Origin of the sequence: Collinsella sp. AF23-2 (assembly GCF_003459245.1) — a bacterium.
GTDB lineage: Bacteria > Actinomycetota > Coriobacteriia > Coriobacteriales > Coriobacteriaceae > Collinsella.
The window spans coordinates 107372-119251 of record NZ_QRVG01000001.1 but is presented as its reverse complement, the minus strand read 5'-3'; the positions used below and the strand labels follow the sequence as shown (position 1 = coordinate 119251).

The window sequence follows — 11880 nt, the reverse complement described above, 5'->3', positions numbered from 1 at the left end:
ACCAAGGTATGCATTCACTCTGAAAAATGCCGTCTTCCAGCATACACGAGGCCTCGCGCGCCCCGTTTGGTTTATCGTGTAATAACTTATGTCCATCCTGCCCCGACGGCACATCCACCGTCTGGCACGACATGCCTGGAGGTCAATATATGGGTCCTCGCCAACGACAGGGACACAGCCGTTCAAAGACGCACGCCCTGCCCATAATCCTGCTCTCGTTTTTGGGCTTTCTGCTGATTGCGGGCGTGGCGTTTGGCATCGGCATGGTCGGTAACGTCAACCGCTGGCTGTCCGATCTGCCCGACTACACCGACGCCAACGCGTATCTGGTGAGCGAGCCCACCGAGATCGTCGACTGCAACGGCAACAAGATCGCGAGCTTCTACACGCAAAACCGCAAGTCCATCACCAAGGACGAGGTCTCCCCCTACGTGCTGCAGGGCACCGTTGACGTCGAGGACGAGCGCTTCTACGAGCACGGCGGTATCGACCTGTGGGGTATCGCGCGTGCTGCGGTGGCAACCCTCGGCGGCGGGCACGAAGGCGCCTCGACGATCACCCAGCAGCTTGTGCGCAACACCATCCTGCAGGAGGAGCAATTCGACTCGACCATTGAGCGTAAGGTGCGCGAGGCCTACATCGCCATCAAGATGGAGGACATGTACTCCAAAGACGAGATCCTCATGATGTACCTCAACACCATCTATTACGGCCACGGCGCCTACGGCATCGAGGCCGCAGCCGAGACCTATCTGTCCAAGAGCGCCGCCGACCTCACCCTGAGCGAGGCCGCGCTGTTGATCGGCCTTCCCAACTCGCCCTCGCAGTACGACCCCACGGTCAACCCCGACCTGGCGCTGTCCCGTCGCAACAAGGTCCTCGACAACATGTTGCGCCTGGGCCACATCACCCAGGAGGAGCACGATGCCGCACAGGCCGAACCCATCACCCTCAATGTGACCGAAATCTCGGGCAGCGGCGTCGACGTATACTCGCAGCCCTACTTTGTCTCCTACGTCAAGCAGCTGCTGGAGCAGGAGTTCTCGACCGACGTGCTCTTTAAGGGCGGCCTGACCGTCAAGACCACCATCGACCCCACGATGCAGCAGGTGGCAGAGAATGCCGTCCGCGAGCAGCTCGACACGCTCTCGCTTGACGGCCTGGACATGGGCATGGTCGTCGTCGACCCCAAGACCGGCTACATCAAGTGCATGGTGGGCGGCTACGACTACAACGCCGACGAGAACCACGTAAACCATGCCACGGCCAAGCGTCCCGTCGGCTCCACCTTTAAGGCCTTTACGCTGGCAACTGCCATCCAAAACGGCATGAACCCCAACGTCACCCTCAACTGCAACTCGCCGCTCAAGGCCAAGGGCACCACGACCGAGGTCCAAAATTACGCCAACCAGAGCTATGGCAACATCACGCTTAAGCAGGCGACGGCATACTCCTCCAACACCGGCTACATCCAGGTGGCGGAAGCCGTCGGTAACAGCAAGATCATCTCGCTCGTCAAAAAGCTCGGCATCGACCCCGCCAAGGACAACATCGAGGACGTTCCCGTCATGACCCTCGGCACCGGCTCGATCTCGCCGCTCGAGATGGCCGCCGCCTACGCGACGTTTGCCAACGGCGGCTACTATCGCCAGCCGATCGCCATCACCGAGATTGACTCTCGTACCGGTTCGGTGCTGTACCAGCACACCGACAATCCCTCACAGGTGCTTACCGAGGGCGAGGCCGCCGCGGTCACCGATGTTCTGTCCGGCGTCATGAAGGGCAGCGGTACGGGTGCTGCCGGCGCTCTGAGTGTCAACCAGCCCTATGCCGGCAAGACGGGCACCACCGACAACACCACCAACCTGTGGTTCTGCGGCTATACCCCGCAGCTGGCGTGCGCCCTGTGGACCGGCTATTCCGCGGGCGAGATCCCCATCCAAAAGTACGGCACGGACCTGCTGGGCGACAGCACCAACCTGCCTGTCTTTAAGCGGTTTATGAACACCGTTCTGACCGGTACCGAGCGCGAGGAGTTTGCGACCGGAACGGCGCCCACCTACAAGAACAACAGCGTCTGGAAGTTCTACGGCACCAACAACACCAAGAAGTCGGAGAACGACGACAAGGACAAGGACGAAGAGGAAGAGGAAACCACCACAACGACTACCACGACGACCACGACCACCGAGACCACGGGCGGCGACACCACCGGCGGCACCGGTACGACCGGTGGCTCGACGGGTGGCTCCACTGGTGGTTCGACCGGCGGCGATGGCGGCACGCCTACGCCTACGCCTACGCCTACGCCTACGCCCACTCCCGACCCCTCGCCCACGCCTGACGATACGGTCGGCTAAGAAGTACGCGACTAAAGCCAACAAGGCCCCGAGCAGCTTATTGAACTGCTCGGGGCCTTTTAGTTTGAAGCGACCTGGTGGGCGGTCTTTATACCGGCAAACAAAAAGGGGGTACCGACCAACGTCGATGCCCCTTACAAGCCACTATGTCAGCGCACACAATGCCGAGCGCACGACCCGCACACCTACTTGCGAGAATTGCTCAACTTATTGATCAGCGCCTCGAGACGCTCGCCGTCCTCGGCCGTCTGGGCAATAACCAAAATCGTATCGTTGCCGGCAAGCGAGCCAAGCACATCGGGTAACTCTGCCGCATCAACGGCGGCGGCGATGCCGGAAGCCGTGCCAGGCTGAGCCTTGATCATAACCAGATTATCAGTACGCAGAACGCCCGTTACGAGCTCGGAAACCATACGCTGCAGGTGCAGGTCCTCTGCCAGAACATAGATGCCCTCAGGGAGCTTACGCAGCCCCATATCGGCAATATCGCGAGAGACAGTCGCCTGCGTGCAATCAAAGCCCATAGCACGGAGCTCATCGACCAGCACGCGCTGCGTGCGGACATCCTTATTGCGCACAATATCTCTAATGGCATCCTGGCGCCCATTGCGTTTTTTAGCCATACAAACCCTCTCTCCAAAAGATGGCGGAGACAATCAATCAGTGATTGAATAGTTTAACGCTATTTGAAGGCTTTTGTGTATAAGAACGCATTTCGAAACAATTCTATGCAAGTTTGTTTCGTAATGAGCCGTTTAGGCGGTTTTTGCGCCCGTCCGGTTAAGAAAAGCTGCCAGATGCGTACACATCACGCAGCGCGCGGGCTTGGCGCTGGCGATCGGCCCAAACAACAGACCGAGTCCCCGATGGTTATCCTTGAGCGCGGCGACCATCTGACGGGTTCGAGGCGCCTCGAGCATATCACGCATGCGGGCGGAACGCTCGATTGACGACACCCCATGCGGGCTCAGACACAAATTCTCGATGCAGGCGACCAGTCCGGCAAAGTAGAACTTTTGGCTTGCCAGCTTGAGCCGACCACCGCTATCTGCTTCCGAGAGTGAGTCCGCAAGCTCGTCGAGCACTCGAGTGTCATCGGATATCCTGGCATACATGGTGGGATCAAAGGCATCTGTAAGCTTAGGTGCCGCCGCGTGGAAACAAGCGTCGCCGCAGCCGGACACGAATCGTGCCTGCGAGAGCGCATAAGCCATAAACTCAACCGTACGGTACGCCTTGCCGCGCGACAGGCATGCCTCAAACAGCGGACGGCTATACATCACGCCAGAGGTCTGAGCGACTAGGCCGCCCAAAATCAACTGGGGCAGCCCAGTCACCATAGAAGACTCGTCTTCTATGGCAATAGAGGCAGCATCCAAGACGCGCGAATGACGCTCGCGATGCGCATCGTATCGATCGAGCGACACCGAGGGGAGCACAATGTCTGCCGCAGTATCGCACGCGATATCGACCATCTTGGAAAGGGCCTGCGGAGCAAACCACTCATCGGCGTTCATGGCGATGATTTGAGAGCCGCGCGAGGCATCAAAACCGGCACGAAGACAAGCGCCGCGCTTCGCGTCCTCGACGTCAATCAAATCAATATGGATGTCCCTGTCGGCAGCAACTTGAAGCGAATGGCGCACACCGGGCGCAGCATCGCGGCAGACAACGACAATCTGCAAATCGTAGAGGTCTTGGTTCTGGATACTCTCGAGCGCACGCATCGCATAGCTGGGCGAACCTTCTACCACAAGGATCACCGAAAGTCGCGGATGCGAACCACGTCGAACCAAATTATCCGTCCTCTCGACAGCAATGAATCAAACCGTGGTTCATGGTACACCCCGGTAATAAAAGCAATGAGACACCGGTTGCATTGCACGCCAAGAACAGATGTTGCACACGCGCAGCCCACAGATGACAGGTGTCGACGCACGACACGTCAAGCCCTCCCCTAGTCGAGCACGACAAGCTCGGCGGGATCGTAATCCACGCCCATAAACGTAAGGCCGCAGGCAGGAGCCGTGGGGCCCGCAGCGGTACGGTCGCAAGCATCGATAACCTCGCGCATCCACTCGGGTTCACGGCGATGCATGCCAATCTCGACAAGCGTGCCCACGATCGTACGGACCATCGAATGCAGAAACGCATTGCCCTCGATGGTAAACGTCAGGATGTCCTCGCCAAACGCAACCTCATGGCCAAATTCGGCACGCATCACGCAGCGATGCGTGGGCTTGCCAACGGCCGAGGCAACCTTGCAAAAGCTTTTAAAGTCCTGCTCGCCCAGCAGCGCGGGACAGGCAGAAGACATAGCCTCAACATCCAAGGGATAGCGATGCCACCACACGGCACCGCGGGACAGCACGGGGCGCGCATCGCGATCGGCAATACGGTATGTATACGTACGGGAATGCGCGTCAAAGCGTGCAGAAAAGCCTTTACGGGCCCTGTAGACCTCGTTTATGGCGATATCTTTGGGCAGCAGGGCATCCATGGCCCGCAGCCACCTACGGCGCGTCAGAGCGAGCTCAGCGTCCGTAATGGGCACGCTGATGTACTGAGCCACGGCATGCACGCCGGCATCGGTACGCCCCGCGCACGTCAGATCGATCGGGCGGCGAAGCAGCGTCTCGATGGCTCGACGTAGCTCACCAGCAACCGTCGTCTGTCCAGGCTGCTCGGCAAATCCGCTATACGACGAGCCATCATAGGCCACACGAAATACGAGTGTGGCGTCAAGCTCGGAAATCGAATTGAAATCAGACGGCGCAGTCATGGGCGCTCCCAACAAACAAGCAACGGTATCGCGACAAAAAAAGAGGGGTACGCGAACGTACCCCTCGAATATAGCCTATGCAGACGGAAAGTCTACTCAGCGGTCTCCTCAGCAGGAGCCTCCTCGACGGCCTCGACCTTCTTGGGAGCAGCGGCCTTCTTGGGGGCCGGAGCAGCCTTCTTGGCCTTAGGCGTGCAAGGCTCGGTGACGAGCTCCATGATAACGATGGGAGCGTTGTCGCCCTTGCGGTTGCCGAGCTTCATGATGCGGGTGTAACCGCCGTTGCGGTCCTGCCACATGCCCTGGGCAGCCTTGTCGAAGATCTCGGCAACGAGCTGCTTATCGCCGAGCTTGGCGATAGCCAGACGACGAGAGTGCAGGTCGCCCTTCTTGGCCCAAGTGATGATCGGGTCGACGACCGAACGCAGCGCCTTAGCGCGGGTCTCGGTGGTCTTGATGCGGTCGTTCTCGAAGAGGGCCTTAGCAAGGCTCTTCTTCATGGCCTTGGTGTGGCTCGCATCGGTGCCGAGCTTCAGGCCCTTCTTAACGTTGTGACGCATGGTCTAGTTTCTCCTCAAATATGCGAAGCATTAAGCCTTCAGGCTCAGGCCCATGGACTCAAGCTTGTCCTTCACTTCCTCGATCGACTTAACACCGAAGTTACGGATGTTGAGCAGATCGTTCTCCGAGAACTCAACGAGCTGACGGACCGAGTGAATGCTGGCGCGCTTAAGGCAGTTGTAGGAACGGACAGAAAGGTCCAGATCCTCGATCTGCTTGTCCAGCTCGGCGTTGTCGTTGGTGACCTCGGGAGCGAAGATCGAAGCCTCCTCCTCGACCTCGGGGGTCTCGGCAAGGTTCATAAAGGCAGCCATATGCTGGTTGATGATATTGGCAGCCTGGACCACGGCGTCGCGCGGAGCGATGGAGCCGTTGGTCTCGATCTCGAGGACAAGGCGGTCGTAGTCGGTGTGCTGACCGACACGGCAAGCCTCAACGAGCTTGGCGCAACGGGACACCGGCGAGTACAGCGAGTCGACGTGGATCACACCGATGGGATCGTTGTCGCGCTTGTTAGCCTCGCCAGAGACATAGCCGCGGCCATAGCCGATGCGCATGCTCATGGTGAGATGGCCGCCCTCGGTGAGCGTAGCGATGTGCTGCTCGGGGTTGACCAGCTCAAACTCGGACGGAATAAAGAAGTCCGCACCGGTGACCTCGCAGGGGCCGTCAACCGAGATGGTGGCGGTCGCCTCGTCGGTCGTGCCGAGAGCCCTGAAGACAAGACCCTTGACATTCAGGACGATGTCGGTGACATCCTCGACCATGTTAGGGATGGTCATGAACTCGTGCTGTGCACCATCGATCTGAATAGCCTCGACGGCGGCACCCTCGAGCGAGGACAGAAGTACGCGACGAAGGGAGTTACCCAGCGTATCGCCGTAGCCACGCTCGAGCGGCTCGACGGAGACACGAGCAGACGTCTCGTTGATCTCTTCGACCTGAACCTGAGGCCTAATGAATTCTGACATGTATTACCTCCAGCCTCAGCAGCCCGGATGGACTACTTAGAGTAGAGCTCGACGATGAGCTGCTCGTTGATATCACCGCTGATCTGCTCACGCGTCGGCAGAGCGAGCACGTTACCAGACAGCTTCTCGATATCGACCTCGAGCCAGCCAGGGACCTCAAAGCGCTCGGAGGAAATCAGAGCCTCCTTGATGGGGAGGAGGTCACGGAACTTCTCGCCGACAGCGACGACGTCGCCGGCCTTGACGCGGTAGGACGGGATGTCCACGCGCTTGCCGTTCACGGTGAAGTGACCGTGACGGACGGACTGGCGAGCCTCTTTGCGGGTGCGGGCGAAGCCAAGACGGAAGACGACGTTGTCGAGGCGAGACTCAAGGATGATCATGAGGTTCTCACCGGTGACGCCGTTCATCTTGCGGGCCTTGTTGAAGTAGCCGTGGAACTGCTTCTCCAGAACGCCATAGATGAACTTGACCTTCTGCTTCTCGCGCAGCTGCATGCCGTACTCAGATTCCTTGCGACGGCGCTTGGGCTGACGGATAGATTCCTTCTTGCTGCTGTAACCGAGCTCAGCGGGATCGATCCCGAGCTGACGGCAGCGCTTAAGAACAGGAGTCCTGTCGATTGCCATATTGATACGATCCTTTCAGTTACACGCGGCGACGCTTCTTGGGGCGGCAGCCGTTGTGCGGGATGGGGGTCTTGTCCTGGATGCTCGAGACCTCGAGGCCAGCAGCCTGGAGGGAGCGGATGGCGGTCTCACGACCGGAGCCAGGGCCCTTGACGAAGACGGAAACCTTCTTCATACCGTGCTCCATGGCCTGCTTGGCAGCAGCCTCGGCAGCCATCTGGGCAGCGAACGGCGTGGACTTACGGGAGCCCTTGAAGCCCACCTGGCCAGCCGACTTCCAGGAAATGACGTTGCCCTGGGGATCGGTGATCGAAACGATCGTGTTGTTGAACGTAGAACGAATGTGAGCCTGGCCCACGGAAATGTTCTTACGGTCCGCGCGCTTCAGACGGGCAGCGCGAACGTTCTTCTTAGCAGTAGCCATCTATCTAGCGCTCCTTATTTCTTCTTCTTAGCACCGATCTGACGCTTCGGTCCCTTGCGGGTACGAGCGTTAGTGTGGGTGCGCTGGCCGCGGACCGGGAGGCCCTTGCGGTGACGAAGGCCGCGGTTGCAGCCGATGTCCATAAGGCGCTTGACGTTCTGGTTGCGCTCACGGCGGAGGTCGCCCTCAACCATGATCTGGTTCTTATCGATATAATCGCGGATGGCGTTAACCTCATCCTCGGTGAGGTCCTTAACACGCGTATCCACGTTAACGTTGCACTCGACGCAGATCTTCGTCGCAGTGGTGCGGCCGATGCCGTAAATGTAGGTCAGACCGATCTCAACGCGCTTCTCACGCGGGAGGTCGACACCATTAATACGGGCCAACGTAGTCTCCTCTCTTAACCCTGACGCTGCTTATGACGGGGGTTCTCGCAAATGACGAGGACCTTGCCATGGCGCCTAATGATTTTGCACTTATCGCACATCTTCTTGACCGAAGGACGTACCTTCATCGTTCTTCCTTTCGGTAGCGCTCAAACTACTTCCCTACTATCTACTCGCCCAGCCGCAGGCGTTTAAAACTATGGCTGGTCTTCACACACAATCCGACCGTAGGTTGAGCTAAGCCTGCAGCCGGAAATGGAGTGCGTGTATGCGTGCCGCTATTTGTAGCGATAGGTGATGCGGCCGCGGGTCAGGTCGTACGGGGAAAGCTCCACGACAACCCTGTCACCGGGGAGAATACGGATGTAATTCATTCGGATCTTGCCAGAAATGTTGCACAGAACCGAATGACCGTTCTCGAGCTCGACCTTAAACATGGCGTTGGGCAGCGGTTCCTTTACCGTACCCTCGAGCTCAATTGCGTCTTCCTTCTTCACAAGCAATCATCTTTCTCTAGAAAACGACAGCGATTGAGTATTCTACAATACGCATGCACGTATCGTAATATCTTCGTAATGGCTCCACATCTAAGCGGAACTTGTTACATTTCTCCGCCTTGGAGCGAACACCAAGCACCTTGGGCATCCGTGGTGAGAATCACCGGTCCGTCATTGGTAATGGCGACGGTGTTCTCGTAGTGCGCGGCGGGCAGGTGGTCGTTGGTCGTGACGATCCAACCGTCGGAGCCCGTGCTCACATGGTTGGAACCCATCGTAACCATCGGCTCGATGGCAATGACCATGCCAGCCTGGAGGCGAACGCCTCTCCCCTTCTTTCCATAGTTAGGAACGTTGGGGTCCTCGTGCATCACACGGCCAATGCCATGGCCCACATAGTCGCGAAGCACGCCGTAACCGTGAGACTCGGCGAGAGACTGAACGGCATAACCGACGTCCCCGATATGGTTACCGGGAATAGCCTGCTCGATGGCAGCCTTAAGGCAATCGCGCGTGACCTCGCACAGGGCCTTGGCCTCGGGCGTAGGGGTGCCGACGAAAAACGTCCAAGCGTTATCGCCAACCCAACCGTCGACAACGGCTCCCGTATCGATGGAGATGATATCGCCATCGCGCAGGATCATGTCGGGGTTGGGAATACCGTGGACCACGGCATCGTTAATCGATGCGCAAATGGTACCGGGGAACCCGCCGTAACCCTTAAAGGCCGGGGTGCCGCCATGCATACGGATAATCTGCTCCGCGAGCTGATCGAGCTCAAAGGTCGAAACACCAGGGCGCACCATGGCTCCAACGTGGCGGAGCGCCATCTTAGATAGCGCTCCTGCCTTCTTCATCTGCTCGATTTGCGTTGCAGACTTAATCTTGATCATAGACCAAGAGCCTCTTTGACATCCCCGTACACGGTCTCGCGAGCCTGGTCACCGTTGACCGACTTGAGCAGACCCTGGCCACGATAGTAGTCGACGAGCGGGCTCGTGGACTTCTCGTAGACGTCGAGACGGTTCTTGATGGTCTCGGGCTTGTCGTCGTCGCGCTGATACATCTCGCCGGCGCACTTGGGGCAGGTAGCATCGGCAGCGGTGCCGGTGTAACCGCAGGCGCGGCAGGTGCGACGCGAAGACAGACGATCGATGATGACCTCGGGGGCCACGTCGACCAGAAGGGCGCAGTCGATCTCGCGACCCATGGCGGAGAGCTCGGAATCGAGCGTCACAGCCTGGGCGGTGTTGCGCGGGAAGCCGTCGAGGATGAAGCCCTGCTGGGCGTCATCGGCAGCAAGGCGCTCCTTGACAAGGTCGATCACGAGCTGGTCGGGAACAAGCTCGCCAGCGTCCATGTACTTCTTAGCCTGAATACCAAGCTCGGTGCCACCCTTGACGGCAGCACGCAGCAGGTCGCCCGTGGAAATGTGAGCGACGCCAAACTCGGCGACGAGCTCCTGTGCGACGGTGCCCTTACCGGCACCCGGAGCTCCGAGCAATACGAGGTTCATGAGCAATCCTCCTCTAGCCTATTTAAAGAATCCATCGTAATCATACATCTTGATCTGGCCTTCGAGCTTATCGACCGTGTCGAGCACGACGCCGACCATGATGAGGATGGACGTGCCGCCAAATGCCTGGATCAGATGGTTACCCGTGAAGGAGAAGATGATCGAAGGCACGATGGCGATGAGCGCCAAAAAGACAGCGCTGGGAAGCGTGATCTTGTTGAGCGCGTTCTTGATGTAGGCCGCGGTAGCCCTACCCGGACGGACGCCCGGAATAAAGCCGCCCTGCTTCTTAAGGTTGTCGGCCGTGTCATCGGGGTTGAACACCATGGAGGTGTAGAAGTACGCGAAGAACACGATGAGGACAACATTAAGCACCCAGTTGAGCCAACCGGTCGAAAGCGCAGAGGCAACTGCCTGAATCCAGCCGATGCCGGGGAAGAACACGGCAATCTGAGCCGGGAAGTACAGCAGCGCCGAAGCGAAGATGATCGGCACGACACCCGCGGTATTGACCTTGATGGGCAGGTAGGTGGTCTGGCCACCCATCATGCGACGGCCCACGACGCGCTTAGCGTAGGAGACCGGGATGCGGCGCTGGCCGCGCTCAAGAAAAACAATCAGCGGGATAACCAGCAGGATGATGGCGCAGATGATCACCATGGTGATGATGCCACCGGCATTGCCCTCGGTGCTGGAGAAGATCGCCTGCGGCAGGCCGGCCATGATGTTCGCAAAGATGATCAGGGACATGCCATTGCCGATACCGCGCTGGGTGATGAGCTCACCAATCCACATGATCAGCATGGCGCCCGCAGTGAGCGTGCCGACGATCATGAGGTCGAAGATGATCTCGGGAGCGCCAGCGCCATTAAAGCTGATGCCGAAGCTTTTAAAGAGGAAGAGGTAACCCACGGAGTTGAGGATTGCCAGAGCCAAGGTGAGGTAACGCGAATACTGCGTAATCTTGGTCTGACCGACCTCGCCCTCGCGGGCAAGCTCATGCAGGGAAGGCACAACGGCCTGGAGCATCTGGAGGATGATCGAGCTGGTGATGTAAGGCATGATGCCCAGCGAAAACACCGACACATAGCTCAATGCGCCGCCAGAGAAAAGATTCAGGAGGGCCATAGCACCTGCGGCGACCGAATTGTTATCGGTCGAGAAAAGGCCCAGCATCCCCTGGAAGGGAATGCCGGGCACAGGAACGTGCGCACCAATGCGGTACACGACGAGCATAGCTATGGTAAAAAGAATCTTTTCGCGCAATTCTTTGATGCGGAAAGCATTCTTAAGACCATTTAGCACGGCAGCTCGACCTTTCCGCCGGCGGCCTCGATCTTGGCCTGCGCAGAAGCGCTGACCTTGTCGACCTTGACCGTGAACTTCTTGGTGAGCTCACCATTGCCGAGCACCTTGACGGGCTCGAACTCGCTCTTGGTGATGCGAGCGGCCTTAAGAGCGGCACCGTCGATTACAGCGCCGTCCTCGAACTTACGCTCGAGACGCTCAACGTTAACAGCGGTGTACTCGATACGACGGGGGTTGCGGAAGCCCGGAAGCTTGGGCAGGCGCATAGCCAGCGGAGTCTGGCCACCCTCGAAGCCGGCACCCTTGGTGCCACCAGAGCGGGAACCCTGGCCCTTCTGGCCGCGGCCAGAAGTGGTGCCGTGACCCGAAGAATTGCCACGGCCGACGCGCTTACGGTTCTTGGTGGAACCGGGCGCGGGAGTAAGATCGTGAAGCTGCATTTG

The 11880-nt window shown here is 58.7% G+C and carries 15 protein-coding genes; 1 reads left to right on the top strand and 14 read right to left on the bottom strand.

From position 1 onward, the window contains the following. Nucleotides 1-149: 149 nt before the first annotated feature. A complete protein-coding gene (locus DWY03_RS00555; protein WP_117839676.1) occupies nucleotides 150-2360 on the top strand; it encodes a transglycosylase domain-containing protein in 2211 nt (736 codons plus the stop codon). Between the two features lie 185 nt (nucleotides 2361-2545). On the opposite strand, the gene DWY03_RS00550 is transcribed toward DWY03_RS00555, so the two are convergent. The 14 genes from DWY03_RS00550 to rplO form a co-directional block, all read right to left on the bottom strand. Beyond that, nucleotides 2546-2983 carry an arginine repressor gene (locus DWY03_RS00550; protein WP_006235280.1) on the bottom strand — a complete coding sequence of 146 codons (438 nt, stop codon included), beginning with the start codon at nucleotides 2981-2983 and terminating at the stop codon, nucleotides 2546-2548. A gap of 132 nt (nucleotides 2984-3115) precedes the next feature. Continuing rightward, the gene (locus DWY03_RS00545; RefSeq protein WP_147335432.1) at nucleotides 3116-4114 is read right to left on the bottom strand and encodes a glycosyltransferase; all 999 of its coding nucleotides are present in this window, start codon (nucleotides 4112-4114) and stop codon (nucleotides 3116-3118) included. Between the two features lie 203 nt (nucleotides 4115-4317). Beyond that, nucleotides 4318-5142, bottom strand: coding sequence for a tRNA pseudouridine(38-40) synthase TruA (gene truA, locus DWY03_RS00540; RefSeq protein WP_117839674.1), 825 nt, complete (start codon nucleotides 5140-5142; stop codon nucleotides 4318-4320). Nucleotides 5143-5234: 92 nt separating this feature from the next. After that, nucleotides 5235-5702 (bottom strand): 50S ribosomal protein L17, encoded by a 468-nt coding sequence (gene rplQ, locus DWY03_RS00535; RefSeq protein WP_006235277.1) that lies wholly within the window; start codon nucleotides 5700-5702, stop codon nucleotides 5235-5237. 30 nt (nucleotides 5703-5732) lie between these two features. Then, nucleotides 5733-6674, bottom strand: coding sequence for a DNA-directed RNA polymerase subunit alpha (locus DWY03_RS00530; RefSeq protein WP_006235276.1), 942 nt, complete (start codon nucleotides 6672-6674; stop codon nucleotides 5733-5735). Between the two features lie 32 nt (nucleotides 6675-6706). Then, complete coding sequence (rpsD, locus tag DWY03_RS00525) at nucleotides 6707-7303, bottom strand: 30S ribosomal protein S4 (protein ID WP_006235275.1); 597 nt, start codon at nucleotides 7301-7303, stop codon at nucleotides 6707-6709. Between the two features lie 19 nt (nucleotides 7304-7322). Continuing rightward, nucleotides 7323-7727 carry a 30S ribosomal protein S11 gene (gene rpsK, locus DWY03_RS00520; RefSeq protein ID WP_006235274.1) on the bottom strand — a complete coding sequence of 135 codons (405 nt, stop codon included), beginning with the start codon at nucleotides 7725-7727 and terminating at the stop codon, nucleotides 7323-7325. A gap of 14 nt (nucleotides 7728-7741) precedes the next feature. Then, entirely contained in the window at nucleotides 7742-8116 is a 375-nt protein-coding gene (gene rpsM / locus DWY03_RS00515) for a 30S ribosomal protein S13 (RefSeq protein ID WP_022094275.1), read from the bottom strand. 14 nt (nucleotides 8117-8130) lie between these two features. Then, a complete protein-coding gene (gene rpmJ, locus DWY03_RS00510) occupies nucleotides 8131-8244 on the bottom strand; it encodes a 50S ribosomal protein L36 (protein ID WP_006363204.1) in 114 nt (37 codons plus the stop codon). Nucleotides 8245-8394: 150 nt separating this feature from the next. Beyond that, the gene (gene infA / locus DWY03_RS00505; RefSeq protein WP_035137443.1) at nucleotides 8395-8613 is read right to left on the bottom strand and encodes a translation initiation factor IF-1; all 219 of its coding nucleotides are present in this window, start codon (nucleotides 8611-8613) and stop codon (nucleotides 8395-8397) included. Between the two features lie 104 nt (nucleotides 8614-8717). Beyond that, nucleotides 8718-9506, bottom strand: a complete 789-nt coding sequence (gene map, locus DWY03_RS00500) for a type I methionyl aminopeptidase (protein WP_117639640.1) — start codon at nucleotides 9504-9506, stop codon at nucleotides 8718-8720. Continuing rightward, nucleotides 9503-10129 carry an adenylate kinase gene (locus DWY03_RS00495; protein WP_055252238.1) on the bottom strand — a complete coding sequence of 209 codons (627 nt, stop codon included), beginning with the start codon at nucleotides 10127-10129 and terminating at the stop codon, nucleotides 9503-9505. Before DWY03_RS00495 ends, map begins: the two co-directional genes overlap by 4 nt. 18 nt (nucleotides 10130-10147) lie before the next feature. Further along, a complete protein-coding gene (secY, locus tag DWY03_RS00490; RefSeq protein WP_035137447.1) occupies nucleotides 10148-11434 on the bottom strand; it encodes a preprotein translocase subunit SecY in 1287 nt (428 codons plus the stop codon). Continuing rightward, nucleotides 11428-11877 (bottom strand): 50S ribosomal protein L15, encoded by a 450-nt coding sequence (rplO, locus tag DWY03_RS00485; protein ID WP_006235267.1) that lies wholly within the window; start codon nucleotides 11875-11877, stop codon nucleotides 11428-11430. Before rplO ends, secY begins: the two co-directional genes overlap by 7 nt. Nucleotides 11878-11880 lie beyond the last annotated feature (3 nt).

Bases quoted from the DNA above. Each gene is read 5' to 3' on its own strand.
- DWY03_RS00495 (WP_055252238.1), bottom strand. From the start codon at position 10,129: ATGAACCTCGTATTGCTCGGAGCTCCGGGTGCCGGTAAGGGCACCGTC.
- rpsK (WP_006235274.1), bottom strand. From the start codon at position 7,727: ATGGCTACTGCTAAGAAGAACGTTCGCGCTGCCCGTCTGAAGCGCGCG.
- DWY03_RS00530 (WP_006235276.1), bottom strand. From the start codon at position 6,674: ATGTCAGAATTCATTAGGCCTCAGGTTCAGGTCGAAGAGATCAACGAG.
- DWY03_RS00550 (WP_006235280.1), bottom strand. From the start codon at position 2,983: ATGGCTAAAAAACGCAATGGGCGCCAGGATGCCATTAGAGATATTGTG.
- rpsD (WP_006235275.1), bottom strand. From the start codon at position 7,303: ATGGCAATCGACAGGACTCCTGTTCTTAAGCGCTGCCGTCAGCTCGGG.
- rplQ (WP_006235277.1), bottom strand. From the start codon at position 5,702: ATGCGTCACAACGTTAAGAAGGGCCTGAAGCTCGGCACCGATGCGAGC.
- truA (WP_117839674.1), bottom strand. From the start codon at position 5,142: ATGACTGCGCCGTCTGATTTCAATTCGATTTCCGAGCTTGACGCCACA.
- DWY03_RS00555 (WP_117839676.1), top strand. From the start codon at position 150: ATGGGTCCTCGCCAACGACAGGGACACAGCCGTTCAAAGACGCACGCC.
- rplO (WP_006235267.1), bottom strand. From the start codon at position 11,877: ATGCAGCTTCACGATCTTACTCCCGCGCCCGGTTCCACCAAGAACCGT.
- rpmJ (WP_006363204.1), bottom strand. From the start codon at position 8,244: ATGAAGGTACGTCCTTCGGTCAAGAAGATGTGCGATAAGTGCAAAATC.
- map (WP_117639640.1), bottom strand. From the start codon at position 9,506: ATGATCAAGATTAAGTCTGCAACGCAAATCGAGCAGATGAAGAAGGCA.